This is a genomic window from Arthrobacter sp. P4_H3, from assembly GCF_056400885.1.
In genome coordinates this window covers 639,037-657,283 of the sequence record NZ_JBFUKK010000001.1, presented here as the reverse complement: position 1 = coordinate 657,283, position 18,247 = coordinate 639,037, and the positions used below count along the sequence as shown (strand labels likewise).

Here is an 18,247-nt window from a genome sequence, read left to right as displayed (position 1 = left end):
CGCTGATGGGGCTTCATGTTTGGCCCGACAGGTTTGTCAGGCTGCACGGGGCTAGGCGCTTGGCGTTTCCTCCGGCTGGGCCAGTACAACATCGCTGACGGTGAGTTCGCCTTCGCCTGCCACGAGGGTCAGTTCGCGTGCGTTGGAGGCTGCCTTCAGGTCAGCAAGACCGGCCTTCAGCTGCGTGGTGAGTGACTCCGTGGCGGTGATCGTGGCGGACAGGACCTCAGTGCGCTGCTTGACCTTCGCCTCGGACTTGGCCTTGCGGATGCCGCTCAGCGCGACCCCGACGGTCGCGAGCATGGTGGTGTCGCCATCGGACACATCCAGGGGCGCCGGCCACTCGGCGCGGTGCACGGACCCGGTGCGCCACCAGCTCCAGACCTCTTCGGTGGCGAAGGGCAGGAAGGGTGCGAACAGCCTCAGCAGGGTATCCAGGGAGGTGGCCAGGGCCGCCAGCACGGACGCCTGCTCGGCCTCGCCGGCGGCACCGTAGGCGCGGTCCTTGATGAGCTCCACATAGTCGTCGGTGAACTGCCAGAAGAAGCTTTCGCTGATCTGCAGGGCACGGGCATAATCGTAGTTTTCGAACGCCTTCGTGGCCTGCGTCACGACATCCGAGAGTTGCGCCAGTACCGCCCGGTCCAAGGGGTTGGTCAGCACGGACAGATCCGTGGAAACCACCGAGTTTTCCGTGGCACCGAGGTTCAGGACGAACTTCGAGGCGTTGAGGAGCTTGATGGCCAGGCGGCGGCCGATCTTCATCTGGGCGATCTCGTAGGCGGTGTCCGCGCCGAGCTTGGCCGAGGCCGCCCAGTAGCGGACCGCGTCCGAGCCGTACTCGTTGAGGACATCGGTCGGGACGATCACGTTGCCCTTGGACTTGGACATCTTCTTGCGGTCCGGATCCAGGATCCAGCCCGAGATGGCCGCGTGCTTCCACGGGGCGGTGTCCTGCAGCGCGTCGGCGCGGACGGCGGAGGAGAAGAGCCAGGTCCGGATGATGTCGTGCCCCTGCGGGCGCACGTCGAAGGGGTAGACCTTGGCAAAGAGTGCCTCGTCCGTGCTCCATCCGCCCACGATCTGCGGCGTCAGCGAGGACGTGGCCCACGTGTCCAGGACGTCAGCGTCGCCGGTGAAACCGCCAGGCACATCACGCTGGGCTTCTTCGTAGCCGGGGGCGGCGTCGGCGGCCGGGTCCACGGGGAGCTGCGCGTCGGACGGGACGATCGGCGCATCATATTCGGGGTTGCCGTCGGCATCCAGGGGGTACCAGACCGGCACCGGCACGCCGAAGAAGCGCTGGCGGGACACGAGCCAGTCGCCGTTAAGCCCGGAGATCCAGTTCTCGTAGCGTGAGCGCATGAAGGCCGGGTGGAATTCGATTTCTTTGCCCCGGCCGATCAGGCGTTCGCGGCGGTCCTCGTCGCGGCCGCCGTTGCGGATGTACCACTGGCGCGACGTCACCACTTCGAGGGGCTTGTCGCCCTTCTCGAAGAAGTTGACCGGGTGCATGATCTTCTTGGGCTCGCCGTCGAGGAGCCCGGCGGCGGACAGCTGCTCGACAACGGCTTCCTTGGCGCTGAAGACTGTCTTGCCGGCGATTGACTCGAAGGCCGAGAGGCCTTCCCCGGTGGTGATCCAGTCCGGGGTGTCACCGATGATCCGGCCGTCGCGGCCCACGATGGCGCGGGTGGGCAGCTGCAGTTCGCGCCACCAGGTGACGTCGGTGAGGTCGCCGAAGGTGCAGACCATGGCGATGCCCGAGCCCTTGTCCGCCTTGGCGAGATGGTGCGCCTTGACCTCCACCTCAACGCCGAACAGGGGGGAGGTGACCTTCTTGCCGAACAGCGGCTGGTACCGCTCGTCGTCGGGGTTCGCCACGAGGGCGGCACAGGCGGCCAGCAGCTCCGGGCGGGTAGTCTCGACGTAGATCTTGTCGCCGTCCTCGGTGAAGAACGGGTAGCGGTAGTACGCGCCGGCGACTTCGCGGTCCTCGAGTTCGGCCTGGGCCACGGCGGTGCGGAACGTGACATCCCACAGGGTGGGTGCCTCTGCCATGTACGCGTCGCCGGCGGCCAGGTTGGCCAGGAAGGCGCGCTGGGAGATGGCGCGGGACTTGTCGTCGATGGTGCGGTAGGTCAGGTCCCAGTCGACGGAGAGGCCCAGGGTCTGGAAGAGGTTCTCGAAGACCTTCTCGTCTTCGACGGCGAGCTCCTCGCACAGTTCGATGAAGTTCCGGCGCGAGACGACGTCGAAGTCGCGCTGGTTCTTGGCCGGCTCCGCCGGCGGGCGGTAGGCGGCATCGTAGGAAATCGCCGGATCGCAGCGAACACCGTAGTAGTTCTGGACGCGGCGCTCGGTGGGCAGGCCGTTGTCATCCCAGCCCATCGGGTAGAAGACGTTTTTGCCGGTCATGCGCTGGTAGCGCGCCAGGACGTCGGTCTGGGTGTAGGAGAACATGTGCCCCACGTGCAGGGACCCCGACGCCGTGGGCGGAGGAGTGTCGATCGAGTAGACCTGCTCCCTGGTGGTTTCCCGATTGAACTTGTAGGTCCCTTCGCCAAGCCAGCGCTGCGTCAGGGCAGCTTCCAACCCCTCAAGGGCGGGCTTGTCCGGAACATTGATAGGGGCAGTGGTGGGCGTGTCTGTACCCTGTTTGTCTTCAGCCATGGAGCAATTCTTTCATGATCTCTTCCATCGCCTGCGCGCCGCCCTGCACTAGCATCCCGGTATGGACAACGAAGCCCGCCAGTTGGCGACCAAACGCATCTACGATGAACCGGCCGACGACGACGGTTTCCGTGTCCTGGTGGACCGGCTCTGGCCGCGCGGGGTCAGCAAGGAGCGGGCCCGGCTGGATCTTTGGCTCAAGGACATTGCCCCGTCAGCACCGCTGCGGACCGAGTTCGCCCACATGAAGGAACGTTTCGCGGACTTCCGCGTCCAGTATGAGGCCGAACTCGAAAACAACCCGGCCGTGGCCGCCCTGCAGGATCTGGCGGAGAAGCACGGCCGCATCACTCTGCTGTACGGCGCCAGGGATCCGGAGGTCAACCACGCCCGTGTGCTGCTGGAGTTCCTCCAGCGTTAGGGTGGTGCCATGACTGAGGAAAAGCACACGAAGGCAGCAGTAGTCACGGGAGCAAGCACGGGAATCGGCGAAGCCACGGTCCGTGCGTTGGCGGCTGAGGGGTGGACGGTCTTTGCGGTCGCCCGCCGCGCGGACCGGCTCGCGGCACTGGCCGCGGAAACGGGAGCCACGGCCGTCCCGGCAGACATCACCGAAGACTCTGACGTGGAGCGGCTCCTGGCCGAAGTGACGCAGGCAGGCGGCATTGACACCCTCATCAACATCGCCGGCGGTGCGCGCGGAGCGGACAGGATCGCGGATGCCAAGACGGAAGACTGGGAGTGGATGTTCCGGGTGAACGTCCTGGGCACCATGAAACTGACGCGTGCCTTCCTGCCGATGCTGCGGGCCGGCGGCGAGGGAACAGTCCTGAACCTGACGTCGACGGCGGGGCTGGCCGCCTATGAGGGCGGCGGCGGTTACAACGCGGCCAAGTTCGCCCAGCACGCCATGAACGATGCGCTGCGGCTCGAAGAGGTGGAACACAATCTCCGGGTCATCGAGGTTGCCCCGGGCCTGGTGCATACCGAGGAGTTCGCACTGAACAGGCTGGGCGACCAGGAGGCTGCCGGCAAGGTCTACCAGGGCGTCGAAAAGCCGCTCACGGCCGCAGACGTCGCCGACGTGGTCCGCTACGCAGTCACCGCGCCGCACCACGTCAACCTGGACCAGATCGTGATCCGGCCCGTGGCGCAGGCCTCAAACTACAAGCTCATCCGCAAGCAGGCCTGAGCAAGCAGGCCCGAGCAGGGTTCTAACCGGCTGCCGGGACGCTCAGCGTCGCCACCACCGCTGCATGGTCCGTTCCGGGTACGCGATGGACCGCGTACCCGGAACCGGTGATGCCGGGGCTGGTGACGAGATGGTCGATGGCAATACCGGGCAGGCGGGGTCCCTCCATCGGCCAGGTGGGGACCAGGCGCAGTCCGGCGGCGGTCCCAACATCCACCATTTTCCGGCCATCGGGGCCGCCGTCGAGGAGTGCGCGGAACTCGGCGTGGTCGTACGTGGCGTTGAAGTCGCCGATGAGCAGCCGGTTGCCGGGCCGCGCGGCCAGGCGGGCCACGGCGGCGAGGTCGCTGCGCCACTGGCCAATGCGGACGTCAACCGGCGGCAGCGCATGGACGTTCGCTATTTCGAGGACCGCCGGCCCTCCCGTCCCTTCAACGGTGACCCTGACGATCGGCATTTGGAACGGCGTGTCCGGCACGATGCCAACCGCTTCCATGCGGTGCGCCGAGTAGGTGGCGCTGCCGGAGGCGTCGTCCGTTGGGTCGCTGATCCTGTTCGGCAGCAAAGCGGACAGCCCAGCGGCCGCGAGCCTGTCCTCAAGGGCCTGCGAATGCTCCTGGACCGTCAGCAGCGTAACGCCGCTCTCCCGGACCAGCCGCACAATTTCCGCCGCGTCCGCCTGGCCGTATTCCGAATTAATGTTCATGGCCGTCACCTGCACCGTCGGCGCACCGGCCTCGGGAATGCTCCGGCCGTGGTCCAGCGGGAACAGCCAAAAGAGCTGGATCGCCATCAGGACGGCAGTCACCCAGGCCACCCACCGGCGTCGGCCAACAACGGCCAGGAGCAACCCGGCGCCGGCCGGGATCACCAGCCACGGTGTGAAGGACAACAGCTGGACGACCGGAGTAGGCCATTCCGCCGGAATGGCACGGAAGACGGACAGGACGGCCACCGGCACAGAAGCCAGCACGGCGAGCACCGGCCAGGCGACGGACCGGCGGCGCTGTGGCCGGCTGGTTGCGGCGGAAACCGGTGTGGAGATGGTCATGCGCCCGAGTCTATGCATTCCGGATGCCCGAGTATGCCCCGGATCACCTCGTCGATACAGCAATTTGGGGTAATTTGAGGTAACTCTGGGTAGAATCGGGTATCAGCTTTGACCCGGCCATCACCGGTGAGCTTCCGGAAGAACCTTCGGGCCCTGCGGCGCAGGACCCGAAGCAGTAGAACCGGACGGGTAAGCCCGTCACAGCAGCAATGAGCGGCCGACGCCGGTGCTCTCCATTGCGGAGGGCCGGCGACGGTAAGTGAGGTGGTACCGCGGTGCCGGTGCTGTTGAAAGACAGCGTACGGGCCGTCCTCGCATCCTGAATGATCCACTTGTTCACTAGCTCAACCCAGGATGTCGAGATGACCTATTACCCCAAGGCCTCAGCCGCACCGTCAGGCTCCGGTTCCACCGCCTCTGGCGTGTCTGCCTCCGTGAAGTTTCCGGAGATCGAAGAACGGATCCTCAAGTACTGGGACCAGGACGGTACCTTCCAGGCGAGCATCGACCACCGCAGCGCAGACCTGCCCGGTGGCGAACCCGGCAGCAACGAGTTTGTCTTCTACGACGGCCCTCCCTTCGCCAACGGCCTCCCGCACTACGGCCACCTGCTGACCGGTTACGCCAAGGACCTCGTGGGCCGCTACCAGACGCAGCGCGGCCGCCGCGTCGAGCGCCGCTTCGGCTGGGACACGCACGGCCTTCCCGCCGAGCTGGAAGCCATGAAGCAACTGGGCATGACGGACAAAACCCAGATCGAGGCGATGGGCATCGACAAGTTCAATGACGCCTGCCGCGCGTCCGTGATGAAGTACGCGGACGAGTGGAAGAGCTACGTCACCCGCCAGGCCCGCTGGGTGGACTTCGATAACGATTACAAGACGCTCAACGTCGAATACATGGAGTCCGTGCTCTGGGCCTTCAAGCAGCTGCACGAAAAGGGCCTGACCTACAACGGCTACCGGGTCCTGCCGTACTGCTGGAAGGACGAAACGCCGCTGTCCAACCACGAACTTCGCATGGACGACGACGTCTACAAGAACCGCCAGGACCAGACCGTCACCGTCACGTTCCCCATCACGGCGGGGGAGTCGGAACTGTCCAGGCAGCTCGCCGGCGTGCAGGCGCTCGCCTGGACCACCACGCCCTGGACGCTGCCCACCAACCTGGCGCTCGCCGTCGGGCCCGCCATCACCTATGCCGTGCTGCCGGCCGGTCCCAACGGCATCAAGGCGGCGTCCCCGGAGGCTCCCGTCTCGGGGAGCTTCCTGCTCGCCGCCGACCTGCTGGGCGCCTACGCCAAGGACCTGGGCTACGGCGACGGCACCGCAGGCGTTGAGGCCGCCGAGGCTGCGGTAACCGCCACGTACACCGGCGCCGAGCTCGCCGGCCTGCAGTACCAGCCGCTCTGGACCGACTTCAGCGACACCGAGAAGTTCGGCACGGAGAATGCCTGGCGCTTCCTCGTGGCCGATTACGTCACCACCACCGACGGCACCGGCATCGTCCACCAGGCGCCCGCCTACGGTGAAGACGACCAGAAGGTCTGTGAAGAGGCCGGCATCCCCGTGGTCCTGTCCGTGGACGAGGGCGCCAAGTTCCTGCCGCTGTTCTCGCACGGCGACCTGCACGACATCGTCGGACTGCAGGTGTTCGAGGCCAACAAGCCCATCACGCAGGTGCTGCGCGCCCAGGGCCGCCTGGTCCGGCAGGCCAGCTACGAGCACAGCTACCCGCACTGCTGGCGCTGCCGCAACCCGTTGATCTACCGCGCGGTGTCCTCCTGGTACGTGGAAGTCACCAAGTTCAAGGACCGCATGTCCGAGCTGAACCAGGAGATCAACTGGATCCCCGGCAACGTCAAGGACGGCCAGTTCGGCAAATGGCTGGCCAACGCCCGTGACTGGTCCATCAGCCGCAACCGCTACTGGGGCAGCCCCATCCCGGTGTGGCAGTCCAGCGACCCCGAATTCCCGCGCACCGACGTTTACGGTTCCTTGGCCGAGATCGAGGCCGACTTCGGCCGGCTCCCGCTGAACAAAGCCGGGCAGGTTGACCTGCACCGGCCGTTCATCGACGAACTGACCCGTCCCAACCCCGACGACCCGCGCACCCCCGAGGAGGGCCAGTCCGTGATGCGCCGCGTCGAGGATGTCCTGGACGTGTGGTTCGACTCCGGGTCCATGCCCTACGGCCAGGTCCACTACCCGTTCCAGAACGAGGAGTGGTTCGACACCCACAACCCGGCAGACTTTATCGTCGAGTACATCGGGCAGACCCGCGGCTGGTTCTACATGCTGCACATCCTGTCCACGGCGCTGTTCGACCGGCCGGCTTTCCGCAACGTCATCAGCCACGGCATCGTGCTCGGCTCGGACGGGCAGAAGATGTCCAAGAGCCTGCGCAACTACCCGGACGTCTCCGAGGTCCTGGACCGCGACGGCTCCGACGCCATGCGCTGGTTCCTGATGTCCAGCCCCATCCTGCGCGGCGGCAACCTTGTGGTCACCGAGCAGGGAATCCGCGACGGCGTCCGCCAGGTCATCCTGCCGCTGTGGAACGTGTACAGCTTCTTCACGCTGTACACGAACGCAGCCTCTGGCGGTAACGGCTACGACGCCAAGCTCCGCTACGACGGCTACGCGGACACACTGGACCAGTACCTCATGGCCAACACCGGGGACCTGGTCCGCAACATGACCGCCCAGCTGGACAGCTACGACATCTCCGGTGCCTGCGACGAACTGCGCAGCTACCTGGACATGCTCACCAACTGGTACGTGCGCCGCAGCCGCCAGCGCTTCTTCGACGAGAGCGTCGACGCCTTCGACGCGCTCTACACCGCGCTGGAGACCGTCTCCCGGGTGGCTGCGTCCCTGCTGCCGCTGGTTTCCGAAGAGATCTGGCGCGGCCTCACCGGCGGGCGCTCCGTGCACCTGGCCGACTGGCCGGACACCGGGCTCTTCCCGGCCAACCCGGGACTCGTCGAGGCGATGGACCGGGTCCAGCAGATCTGTTCCACCGGATCCTCACTCCGCAAGGCTGCAAACCTCCGGGTCCGCCTGCCGCTGCAGGAGCTCACCGTCGTGGCACCCGGCGCGGATGCGCTGGGAGGCTTCGCCGCCGTCGTCGCCGACGAACTGAACCTGCGTTCCGTGCGACTGCTGGACGCCGACAGTGCCTCTCCGGAGGAGTTCGGCATCGAGCAGAAGCTCGTGGTCAATGCACGGGCCGCCGGGCCGCGCCTGGGCAAGAACGTCCAGCAGGCCATCAAGGGCTCCAAGTCCGGTGACTGGTCCGTGGACGACGCCGGAGTGGTCACCGCGGGCGGACTCGTCCTCGAGCCGCAGGAATACACGCTGGAAACGGTCGTGGCGGAAGCCACCGAGGGAGCCGGTTCGCGTGCAGCTGCGGTGCTGCCCGGCGGCGGCTTCGTGGTCCTCAACACCGAGGTCACTCCGGAACTCGAAGCCGAAGGCCTGGCCCGGGACATGGTCCGTGCCATCCAGCAGGCCCGCAAGGATGCCGGGCTCAACGTGAGCGACCGCATCCGCACCACCGTGACCGCCGCGCAGAACGTCATCGACGCGCTGGAGGCCAATGCCGGACTCATCAGGACCGAAACCCTGACCGTGGACCTGGGAACCGTTGTGGCAGACTCCGCCGAACCGCAGATCAGCGTTGAAAAAGTAGAGGCCTAAAGCAATGACAGACGAATTTTCCGTAGAGAGCGTCTACGCCGAACTGCTGGGCCGCGCGCCCGAAAACAAGATGGAACCGCGCCTCGCGCCGCTGTTCCGGGCCATGGATGTGCTGGGGGAGCCCAACAAGGCGTTCCCGATCATCCACGTCACCGGCACCAACGGCAAGACGTCCACGGCCCGCATGATCGAGGCCGGGCTCCGGGCCCACGGGCTGAGCACCGGGCGGTACACGAGCCCGCACCTGTCCAAGGTGACCGAGCGGATCAGCATCGACGGTGCACCGGTATCGGATGAGACCTTCGTCCGGATCTGGGACGAGATCCGGCCCTACCTGCAGATTGTGGACCGCGAGCTCGAGGCCGAGGGCCAGCCCCGGCTGACGTACTTCGAGTGTCTCACCATCCTGGCCTTCGCCGTTTTTGCCGACCAGCCGGTCAACGTGGCTGTCATGGAGGTGGGCCTGGGCGGCATTACCGATGCCACGAATGTCGGTGACGGCCAGGTGGCCGTGGTTACTCCCATCTCGCTGGACCACACGGACCTGCTCGGTGACACCACCGAAGACATTGCCCGCGAAAAGGCGGGCATCATCAAGCCGGGAGGTTTCCTGGTCAGTGCCGCGCAGCCCGTCGGCGCCGCCCAGGTGCTGCTCGAAAAGGCCCGGGAAGTCCAGGCCCCGTACCGCTTCGAAGGCGTGGAGTTCGGCGTCGAGTCACGGACCGTTGCCGTCGGCGGCCAGATGGTCACCATCCAGGGCCTGGCCGGACGGTACGAGGAACTGCTCGTTCCGCTGCACGGAGCGCACCAGGCGGAGAACGCCGCCGTCGCCATTGCCGCCCTTGAGGCGTTCTTCGGCGGCGAAAAGGCCCTTGACGCCGAAATCCTCCAGGAGGCCTTTGCATCGGTCAGCTCTCCGGGCCGCCTGGAAGTCCTCCGCACTGCTCCGACCATCATCGTGGATGCCGCCCACAACCCCGAGGGCATCAGGGTTTCGGCCGAAGCCATCCATGAAGCCTTCAGCTTCACCAAACTGGTGCTGGTGGTGGGCGTCCTGAAGGAGAAGGACGCGGAGGAGATCCTCCGCCAGCTCAAGGAGTCCCTGGGCGACCTCGCCGCGGAATACTGCTTCACCCAGTCCAACTCGCCGCGGGCAGTACCGGCCGAGGACCTGGCGGAACTGGCGCTGGACCTGGGCTTCGGCGAAGACAACATCCATGTGGCCGAAAAGCTCGACGACGCACTGGAATGGGCCGTGGAGCACGCCGAAGCCAACGAGGACCTCGCCGGCGGCGTCCTGGTGACGGGTTCCATCACGCTCGTGGCGGAAGCCCGGATCCTGCTCGGAAAGGCGGACGCCTGACAATGGCTCGACTTACAAAGGCGCAGCGGGAGTGGCGGCCGGGCATGCCCAAGAAGCGGCGCTCCACCAAAGTCATGTTCGCCTCCACGGTCCTGGTCCTCGAGGGGTTCGTCGCGTTCTTCGCCACACTGGCGGTCTTCGGCCTCCGGCGCGACGAGTTCCCGCCGGCACTGATTCTCTCGGTGGGCATCGCGCTGAGCGTGGTGCTCGTGCTCACCTGCGCCGTGCTGTCCAAGCCGTGGGGTGTGGCCCTGGGCTGGATCCTGCAGCTGGTCCTGATTTTCACCGGATTCCTTGAGCCCATGATGTTCGTAGTGGGCATCCTGTTTGCCGTGGCATGGTGGTACGGCATACGGACCGGCATCCGGATCGACCGCGAGGCCGCGCAGCGCGAACGTGAGCAGGCCGAGTGGGACGCCGCCCACCCCGACGGCGAAACCAACTAGACTATGTTCAAACCCCACCAACCACATTGGAGCAGTTGTGAGCATTGAGCGCACCCTCGTCCTGATCAAGCCCGACGGCGTGACCCGCAACCTGACCGGAGCCATCCTGGGCCGGATTGAAGCCAAGGGCTACAGCCTGGCCGAGCTCAAGAAGGTCGACGCCAGCCGCGAACTGCTGGAGCAGCACTATGAGGAGCACGTGGGCAAGCCGTTCTACGAGCCGCTGGTTGAGTTCATGCTCAGCGGACCCGTTGTCGCGGCGATCTTCGAAGGCCACCGCGTCATCGAGGGCTTCCGTTCCCTTGCAGGCACCACGGACCCGACGACGGCGGCGCCCGGCACCATCCGCGGCGACTTCGGCCGCGACTGGGGCCTGAAGGTCCAGCAGAACCTGGTCCACGGTTCGGATTCGGTGGAGTCCGCCGAACGCGAGATCAAGATCTGGTTCCAGGACTAACAGCATCCACCAGCGCGAACGGACACTTAAGCACCTGCCTTAGGCGCGAACGTACAGTTGAGGCCCCCTTTTCCGAAGAAACGGGGGCCTCAAACTGTACGTTCGCGCTTTTTCTTAGGTTTTAGTACCCGGAGGTTCCGATGAACACCTGGATGAAGGCGAAGAAAATGGTGGCGATGACGGCCACGTAAAGCAGGGCCGTGACGATCCAGCCGGCGTCGCCCACGATCTTGGCGGGTCCGGCCGGAACCTTGATCACCCCGTGCATGATGTTCCGGACCGTGACCCACACAAAGAGCGGGATCATCGCGGCCCAGACCACCATGCAGAACGGGCAGAGGATATGGATGGCATACAGGGCCTGCGACCACAGCCACACCACGAAGGCAAAGCCGAGCGTCACACCGGCCTGGAGGCCGAGCCAGTACCAGCGGGCAAACTTGGCGCCGGAAAGAACAGCCATGCCCGTGGTGATAATGACGGCGAACGCCACGATGCCAATGAACATGTTCGGGAAGCCGAAGACCGAACTCTGCGGGGTCTGCATGACAGCGCCGCACGAAACCCACGGATTGATGTCGCAGGCCGTTACATGGTTCGGATCCTTGAGGACCTCGAGCTTTTCCAGGACGAGGGCGCCCGAGGCGAGCCAGCCGACGATGCCGGTGATCACCAGGAGCCATCCGAAGCGCTTGTCCCTGGTCATAGGAGGCAGGCTTTCCTGGGCCGCTGCACGCTCGCGGAGGCCACTGCCCACCCTGTTGTCCTGCGTGGAATTGGAGATGCTGGGCATGGGATGTTGCGTCCTTTTTCTCGAGGGCTCCTCGCCCTGATTGTAACGCCGGAGGCTGGAAGGGACGCACAGACTGCAGCCGGGCCGCGCCCTGATTGTAAGTTGACCGGCACTGCATCCGCCGCGATGGACTGAGCGTATGAGAGAATGAAGCTGGCTGGAATACGATCCACATTCGGATTCCGGTCCGGTGGCTCGTTTGTAAGACCGCCAATGATGAGCAGGGCACGGTCCGGATCCACGATAGATCCCGGCTTTCCCGCAATGCCATTGGACGGCACCTGGTTGTGGCTTGAGGAACAACGGGTTTCAGAACGACGTCGCCGGCCCTCCAGGGCTGCCGCACCCCAATGCCGGTGCGAACCTGAGGGTATCCAATTGACTTCTGTCAACGCCTGCGGGTTTTGACAAATATGTGCCCCAATGGGTGCCGGATGTGGCGGTACATCAGGGGCAGGAGTGTCGCCACATATGGATAATGACCAGGTTCTAGCCGTTAATGAAGAAACCGCTGCCAGCGTAGAAGCAGTAGCTCCGGAAGCGCCGAAGAAGGCGACCCGGACAAGGCGCAAGGCCGCCCCCAAGGTGGAGGCCGTCGAAGCCGGCGAACCGGAGGCAGTTCCGGCGGAGGCGCCTGCGACGGATCCCGCCGCAGAGGAGAAGCCCCCGGCGCGCCGCAGCCGTTCCCGCAGGAAAGTCGAGCCTGCCGAGCCGCTCCCGGTCTTCGCCGAGGACGCCGCAGCTGCTCCGGTAGACGCAACTCCTGCTGATGCGGCACCCATGGAAGACGTCCCGGTTGAAGCCGCCGTCGTTGAAAAGCCCGTCCGCCGCCGTGCCTCGCGTGCCAAGGCCCCCGCAAAAGTGGCCGTCACCGAACCCGCTGCTGAACCGGCCCCCGCCGAAGAACCTGCGCCGGTCGCCGAGCCTGCGCCCCTCGAGGAGGCCGCACCCGCCGAGGAGACCGCGCCCGTTGCTGAAACGGCAGCACCGGAGGAAGCCGTGGCTGAAAAGCCCGCCACCGCGGAGGCCAGCCCGGTGGGCGCGCTCTTCCTTGAGCCCGGCTCGGTCACTTCCATGATTTTCCAGGCACCCGACCTGAGCACCGTGGTCCGCCCCGCGGCCCCGGCCCCCGCGGTCACCCCTGCTGCGGCCGAGGAACCTGACGAGGAAGAAACCGGCGACGACGGCGATGCTGACTCCGGCGGCGCCCGTCGCCGGCGCAGCCGCGGGCGCCGCGGCCGAAGCCGCGTGGCCGACCGCGAAGCAACCGGCGAGGCCGAAGACGCCGAGGACGCCGATGAGGAGTCCACCCGGACCGCTGAGGACGGCGTGACGTCCCGCCGCCGTCGCCGCCGCCGCCGCGGCGACCAGGATCTTGAGCTCACCGGAGGGGAAGGCGACGACCCGCCCAACACCGTGACCCGTGTCCGTGCCCCGCGCGCCGTCAGCGAGGCGCCGGTCAACAACCGCGTCACATCCGTCAAGGGCTCCACCCGGCTGGAGGCCAAGAAGCAGCGCCGCCGCGAATCCCGCGATACCGGACGCCGCCGCACCGTCATCACCGAGGCCGAGTTCCTGGCCCGCCGCGAGTCCGTGGATCGTCAGATGATCGTCCGCCAGCGCGACGACAGAATCCAGATCGGCGTCCTCGAAGACGGCGTCCTGGCGGAACACTTCGTGTCCAAGACCCAGCAGGACTCCCTGATCGGCAACGTCTACCTGGGCAAGGTCCAGAACGTGCTGCCGTCGATGGAAGCCGCCTTCGTGGACATCGGACGCGGCCGGAACGCCGTGCTGTACGCCGGTGAAGTCAACTGGGACGTGGTCAACCTCGAAGGCAAGCAGCGCCGGATCGAGAACGCACTGAAGTCCGGCGACTCCGTGCTGGTCCAGGTCACCAAGGACCCGGTCGGCCATAAGGGCGCCCGCCTGACGAGCCAGATTTCCCTGCCGGGCCGCTACCTCGTCTACGTTCCCGGAGGTTCCATGACCGGAATCTCCCGCAAGCTGCCCGACGTCGAACGCAACCGCCTCAAGCGGATCCTCAAGGACCGCCTGCCGGAGGATGCCGGCGTCATCGTCCGCACCGCAGCCGAGGGCGCGTCCGAGGAAGAGCTCACGCACGACATCAACCGCCTGCGCGCCCAGTGGGAAGGGATCGAGGGCCAGGCAACGTCCACCAAGATCCTCGCTCCGGAACTGCTCTACGGCGAACCTGACCTGACCATCAAGGTGGTCCGTGACGTCTTCAACGAGGACTTCTCCAAGCTGATCGTCTCCGGCGAGGAAGCCTGGGACACGATCGAGGCCTATGTCACCTACGTGGCTCCGGACCTCGTGGGCCGGCTCGAGAAGTGGACCAAGGACACGGACATCTTCGCGGCATGGCGGATCGACGAGCAGATCCACAAGGCACTCGACCGCAAGGTCTTCCTGCCGTCCGGCGGTTCCCTGGTCATCGACCGCACCGAAGCCATGACCGTGGTGGACGTCAACACCGGCAAGTTCACCGGCAGCGGCGGCAACCTCGAGGAAACCGTCACCAAGAACAACCTGGAAGCGGCCGAGGAAGTCGTTCGGCAGCTCCGGCTCCGCGACATCGGCGGCATCATCGTCATCGACTTCATCGACATGGTGCTCGAATCCAACCGCGACCTCGTGCTCCGCCGCATGGTGGAGTGCCTCGGCCGCGACCGGACCAAGCACCAGGTGGCCGAGGTGACCTCGCTGGGCCTCGTGCAGATGACCCGTAAGCGGATGGGCACCGGGCTGCTGGAAGTCTTCGGCGAGCAGTGTGAAGCCTGCGCCGGCCGCGGCATCGTCACCCACGACGAGCCCGTGGAACACCGCCGCGCCAACGTTGTGGCCGCCGAGCATCACGTACCGCGGACGGAGAGCCAGCCGGCCCCGCGGACGGAGCGCAAGAGCCGCCGCCGCGGCAAGGGCGGTCAGGCTCCCGAGGCCGCTCCGCTGACGCCGGCCGCGGTCCATCACGAGCCCACCGATGCCGAGCGCCACGCCAAGGCCGAAGCTACCCGCGCTGCGCTGGCCAACATCGCCGCCGCGGCGCACGCCGCCCACCTGCACGACGCCGAGGCCGGCCATGCCGCCCCGGCGGCTGCCGCTGCCCAGGCGGCAGGGCAGGCACACGCTGTCCAGTCAACGCCGGCGCAGTCCGCTCCCGCCACGGCGCGGCCCGCCAAGGTGTCCGACGCCGAGGCGGCTGCCGCGGGGCGGCCGGCCGCGGTCCTGACTTTCGGCGGCGAAAAGGTTGCGCTTCCGTTCGTTGAGCACGCAGGGGAATCGCCGGCCACCGGTGCGGCCCTGACCCTCGACCGCCTGGCCGAGGCGTTCGCGCACCTTGGCGAGCCTGCAGCGGCTGAGCGCGCCGCGGCACCGGCTGAGCAGCCTGTTCCGGCGGTCCAGGCCCCGGCAGCCCGGGTTCCGGAAACGCGGGCCCCGGCAGCAGCCCAGGCTGCTGAAGCCGACTACACGGACCACACTGCGGTGCAGGGCCGGGCGCGCCGTCCGCGCCGCAACCGGAGTGCCAGCCGTGCCCAGGGCGCAGCGAACGAAACGTCCGTGGAACATCACGAGACCGCTCCGGTAGCCGCGGCAGGGCACTCCCATGAGGCGAAGGCACCGGAACCGGCACAGAAGGATGCGCGGGCAAAGGCTCCGGCCAGCGAACCGATCATCCTCGGCGTGGGAGTCCCGGCCTCCGAGCTCTGATCCCACCAGCCGACTGACACCGCGGGTGCGGTCCGAACCGGGCGTAGTAATACGCCGGATTCGGGCCGTACCCGCGAGTCCGTTAAAGGAAAACGGCTAGGCTAGGGGACTGACACGGGGTGCCGCGCACAGGGCCGGCTGAGATCCACACCCGTTGAACCTGTCCGGCTAGCACCGGCGAAGGGATGTCTCCTTTGTCTTCATCATTCCTGCCCACCCCTGCCTCCACCACGGAGGCCGGATCCACCCTGGACACCGGCCTGCGCGCTACCCCGCGGGTGCTGGCCATCGCCGGATCGGACCCGTCCGGAGGGGCGGGGATCCAGGCGGACCTCAAGAGCATTGCCGCCAACGGCGGCTACGGCATGGCCGCCATTACCGCCCTGACGGCACAGAACACCCACGGTGTCCGGGCCGTCCACGTTCCGCCGGCGGACTTCCTGACCGCCCAGCTTGAGGCCATCAGCGATGACATCAGCATCGACGCCGTCAAGATCGGCATGCTGGGTGACTCCGCGGTGATTGCCGCCGTCCGCAACTGGCTGGCAAAGTCCCGTCCCGGCGTCGTGGTTCTGGACCCTGTCATGGTGGCCACCAGCGGTGACCGGCTCCTGCAGGAGGCCGCCGAAGCGGAACTGCGTGAACTCCTCCCACTGGCCGACCTGATCACGCCGAACCTCGCAGAACTCGCGATGCTCCTCAACGAGCCCCTCGCGGGCGACTGGGAGGCGGCACTGGCCCAGGGCAAACGGCTTGCCGCCCAGGCCGGCACCACCGTGCTGGTTAAAGGCGGACATCTCGACGGCGGGGAATGCCCGGACGCGCTCGTCAACACCGAAGGGCTGCTGGCCCAGGATGTGGTGGTGGTCGACGGTGACCGGATCGCCACCCGGAACAGCCATGGGACCGGTTGCTCCCTGTCTTCCGCCATGGCCACCGTGCAGGCAAGGCTGGGGGACTGGGAGGCGTCCTTGCGGGCTGTGAAACCGTGGCTGCAGGGGGCGCTCCGGGAGTCCGGTGTGCTGGACGTGGGGACGGGCAACGGCCCGGTCCACCACTTCCACCATCTGGCGCCCAGGGGGCAGGACGTGCCGGCGGAAGGCCGGTTCGCCGCGGTGCTCCGGCAGGACGCTGGGCCGGACTTGGACGCCATCTACGGGCTGGACTTCATCCGCGGCCTGGCCGACGGTTCCCTCACGGAACGCCATTTTGCCTATTACCTTGCCCAGGACGCCCTTTACCTGAACGGCTATTCAAGGGTGCTGTCGCGTGCGGCCGCGATCGCCCCCACCGAGGCCGAGCAGCTGTTCTGGGCGCGGTCGGCCCAGCAATGCCTCGAAGTCGAGTCCGAACTGCACCGGACGTGGCTGAGCACGCGGACGGTGGACTCCGGACTGGGGCCGGTGACCAAGTCCTATGTGGACCACCTGCTGGCCTCGTCTGTTTCCGGCAGCTACGGAGTGCTGGTGGCAGCGGTACTCCCGTGTTTCTGGCTGTACGCCGAAGTGGGGGCCACGCTGCACGGGCAGTTCCTGGCCGCAGGATCGCCGTCCGGCCACCCGTATGCCGACTGGCTGCGGACGTACGCGGACGAGGAGTTCGCCGCCGCCACCAGGCAGGCGGTGCGGATCACGGACGACGCCGCCCGGGCTGCCTCGGAAATGGAACGGCAGGCAATGCGGGTGGCCTTCCGGCAGTCCTGCCGGTACGAGGTGAAGTTCTTCGACGCGCCGCGCCTGCACGCTGAACCGGAAAGCCTTCCAAAGCCGGTAGGATAGTGGGGCACGGTTCCGGAAGTCGTTGCAGTGGCAGGCCGTAATACACGGAGTGTCGCCTATCACGTACTACCACCGGAGCCAGCCTCATTTGCGGCCGAAGGCAAAATTAGCGTATTCTAGATCTTCGGTGCTTACGCCAACACTTGGGTTATGACCCCGGATCAGACTGTTTGGAATGACAAACGGAATTGTTCGTGGGATAACTCATGGGTTCCCCCGGGGAATCCACCGGCGTTGAGGCACAGCGTGAGCCAGGCCAAACAATTGGACCCAGGTTCCGCACGCAAATCTAGTAATAAACGTCGAGAGAAGTGAGTTCCCCAGTGGTGTACGCGATTGTCCGCGCAGGCGGCCGCCAAGAGAAGGTTTCCGTTGGAGACTTCGTTACCCTGAACCGCGTCCCCGGTGGAGCCGGCAGCACCATTGAGTTGCCCGCACTGCTCCTGGTAGACGGTGACAAAGTCACCTCTGCCGCTGCGGACCTGGCCAAGGTAACGGTTACGGCTGAGATCCTTCAGGACCTTCGTGGTCCGAAGATCGTCATCCAGAAGTTCAAGAACAAGACCGGGTACAAGAAGCGCCAGGGTCACCGTCAGGAACTGACCAAGGTCAAGATCACCGGTATCAAGTAACCTTCCGTTACTTTTCAGGTTTTCAGCAGATTCCCCAGAATTTTTAAGGCAGGCATTTCAAATGGCACATAAAAAAGGCGCGAGTTCCACTCGCAACGGTCGTGACTCCAACGCCCAGTACCTCGGCGTCAAGCGCTTCGGCGGCCAGGTAGTTTCCGCAGGCGAGATCATCGTCCGCCAGCGTGGCACCCACTTCCACCCGGGTGCAGGCGTTGGCCGTGGCGGCGACGACACCCTGTTCGCACTGACCCCCGGCGCCGTCGAATTCGGCACCCGCCGCGGACGTCGAGTCGTGAACATCGTTGCTGCTGCAGCTGCAGAGTAACAACAAGATCTGAACCGGTGGAGCGGGCCATTGATGGCCCGCTCCACTGTTCTTTTAACCGCATTACAATCAATTTGGGCGTCCAAGACGGTCAGGTTATGCAC

13 protein-coding genes and 1 riboswitch are annotated in these 18,247 nt (G+C 66.1%); of the genes, 10 read left to right on the top strand and 3 right to left on the bottom strand.

What is annotated here, in order from left to right:
- Positions 1-51 precede the first annotated feature (51 nt).
- Complete coding sequence (gene valS / locus AC1DRE_RS03005; protein WP_476983263.1) at positions 52-2,673, bottom strand: valine--tRNA ligase; 2,622 nt, start codon at positions 2,671-2,673, stop codon at positions 52-54.
- A 61-nt stretch (positions 2,674-2,734) separates the two neighbouring features.
- Here valS and AC1DRE_RS03000 point away from each other — a divergent pair, with 61 nt between their 5' ends.
- Positions 2,735-3,094, top strand: coding sequence for a DUF488 domain-containing protein (locus AC1DRE_RS03000; protein WP_104173117.1), 360 nt, complete (start codon positions 2,735-2,737; stop codon positions 3,092-3,094).
- Positions 3,095-3,103: 9 nt separating this feature from the next.
- Positions 3,104-3,865 carry an SDR family oxidoreductase gene (locus tag AC1DRE_RS02995; RefSeq protein WP_476983262.1) on the top strand — a complete coding sequence of 254 codons (762 nt, stop codon included), beginning with the start codon at positions 3,104-3,106 and terminating at the stop codon, positions 3,863-3,865.
- A 22-nt stretch (positions 3,866-3,887) separates the two neighbouring features.
- Here the strand turns inward: AC1DRE_RS02995 and AC1DRE_RS02990 are convergent, their stop codons facing one another.
- A complete protein-coding gene (locus AC1DRE_RS02990; protein ID WP_476983261.1) occupies positions 3,888-4,916 on the bottom strand; it encodes an endonuclease/exonuclease/phosphatase family protein in 1,029 nt (342 codons plus the stop codon).
- Positions 4,917-5,278: 362 nt separating this feature from the next.
- Here AC1DRE_RS02990 and ileS point away from each other — a divergent pair, with 362 nt between their 5' ends.
- The 4 genes from ileS to ndk are packed head-to-tail and all read left to right on the top strand — an operon-like array spanning position 5,279 to position 10,883.
- Entirely contained in the window at positions 5,279-8,617 is a 3,339-nt protein-coding gene (ileS, locus tag AC1DRE_RS02985) for an isoleucine--tRNA ligase (RefSeq protein WP_476983260.1), read from the top strand.
- Positions 8,618-8,621: 4 nt separating this feature from the next.
- Positions 8,622-9,980 carry a bifunctional folylpolyglutamate synthase/dihydrofolate synthase gene (locus tag AC1DRE_RS02980; RefSeq protein ID WP_476983259.1) on the top strand — a complete coding sequence of 453 codons (1,359 nt, stop codon included), beginning with the start codon at positions 8,622-8,624 and terminating at the stop codon, positions 9,978-9,980.
- A gap of 2 nt (positions 9,981-9,982) precedes the next feature.
- Entirely contained in the window at positions 9,983-10,426 is a 444-nt protein-coding gene (locus tag AC1DRE_RS02975) for a DUF4233 domain-containing protein (RefSeq protein ID WP_476983258.1), read from the top strand.
- Positions 10,427-10,463: 37 nt separating this feature from the next.
- On the top strand, positions 10,464-10,883 hold the full coding sequence (gene ndk / locus AC1DRE_RS02970; RefSeq protein ID WP_104173111.1) for a nucleoside-diphosphate kinase: 420 nt from the start codon (positions 10,464-10,466) through the stop codon (positions 10,881-10,883).
- Positions 10,884-11,004: 121 nt separating this feature from the next.
- Here the strand turns inward: ndk and AC1DRE_RS02965 are convergent, their stop codons facing one another.
- Positions 11,005-11,676 (bottom strand): vitamin K epoxide reductase family protein, encoded by a 672-nt coding sequence (locus tag AC1DRE_RS02965; protein ID WP_476983257.1) that lies wholly within the window; start codon positions 11,674-11,676, stop codon positions 11,005-11,007.
- A gap of 471 nt (positions 11,677-12,147) precedes the next feature.
- On the opposite strand from AC1DRE_RS02965, the gene AC1DRE_RS02960 reads away from it, so the two are divergent.
- From AC1DRE_RS02960 to rpmA, 4 genes are all read left to right on the top strand, one after another.
- Entirely contained in the window at positions 12,148-15,408 is a 3,261-nt protein-coding gene (locus AC1DRE_RS02960) for an Rne/Rng family ribonuclease (RefSeq protein ID WP_476983256.1), read from the top strand.
- 105 nt (positions 15,409-15,513) lie between these two features.
- Positions 15,514-15,611: riboswitch (TPP riboswitch) on the top strand.
- Positions 15,594-17,186: a bifunctional hydroxymethylpyrimidine kinase/phosphomethylpyrimidine kinase gene (gene thiD, locus AC1DRE_RS02955; protein ID WP_476983255.1), complete on the top strand. Its 1,593-nt coding sequence runs from the start codon at positions 15,594-15,596 to the stop codon at positions 17,184-17,186. Its footprint overlaps the riboswitch before it by 18 nt.
- Before the next feature lie 323 nt (positions 17,187-17,509).
- On the top strand, positions 17,510-17,818 hold the full coding sequence (gene rplU / locus AC1DRE_RS02950; RefSeq protein ID WP_011692233.1) for a 50S ribosomal protein L21: 309 nt from the start codon (positions 17,510-17,512) through the stop codon (positions 17,816-17,818).
- A 61-nt stretch (positions 17,819-17,879) separates the two neighbouring features.
- Positions 17,880-18,143, top strand: a complete 264-nt coding sequence (gene rpmA, locus AC1DRE_RS02945) for a 50S ribosomal protein L27 (protein ID WP_009372867.1) — start codon at positions 17,880-17,882, stop codon at positions 18,141-18,143.
- The last annotated feature ends 104 nt before the right edge of the window (positions 18,144-18,247 follow it).

Bases quoted from the DNA above. Each gene is read 5' to 3' on its own strand.
- AC1DRE_RS02995 (WP_476983262.1), top strand. From the start codon at position 3,104: ATGACTGAGGAAAAGCACACGAAGGCAGCAGTAGTCACGGGAGCAAGC.
- rpmA (WP_009372867.1), top strand. From the start codon at position 17,880: ATGGCACATAAAAAAGGCGCGAGTTCCACTCGCAACGGTCGTGACTCC.
- AC1DRE_RS02965 (WP_476983257.1), bottom strand. From the start codon at position 11,676: ATGCCCAGCATCTCCAATTCCACGCAGGACAACAGGGTGGGCAGTGGC.
- valS (WP_476983263.1), bottom strand. From the start codon at position 2,673: ATGGCTGAAGACAAACAGGGTACAGACACGCCCACCACTGCCCCTATC.
- AC1DRE_RS02980 (WP_476983259.1), top strand. From the start codon at position 8,622: ATGACAGACGAATTTTCCGTAGAGAGCGTCTACGCCGAACTGCTGGGC.
- AC1DRE_RS02975 (WP_476983258.1), top strand. From the start codon at position 9,983: ATGGCTCGACTTACAAAGGCGCAGCGGGAGTGGCGGCCGGGCATGCCC.
- AC1DRE_RS03000 (WP_104173117.1), top strand. From the start codon at position 2,735: ATGGACAACGAAGCCCGCCAGTTGGCGACCAAACGCATCTACGATGAA.
- thiD (WP_476983255.1), top strand. From the start codon at position 15,594: ATGTCTCCTTTGTCTTCATCATTCCTGCCCACCCCTGCCTCCACCACG.
- AC1DRE_RS02960 (WP_476983256.1), top strand. From the start codon at position 12,148: ATGGATAATGACCAGGTTCTAGCCGTTAATGAAGAAACCGCTGCCAGC.
- AC1DRE_RS02990 (WP_476983261.1), bottom strand. From the start codon at position 4,916: ATGACCATCTCCACACCGGTTTCCGCCGCAACCAGCCGGCCACAGCGC.
- ileS (WP_476983260.1), top strand. From the start codon at position 5,279: ATGACCTATTACCCCAAGGCCTCAGCCGCACCGTCAGGCTCCGGTTCC.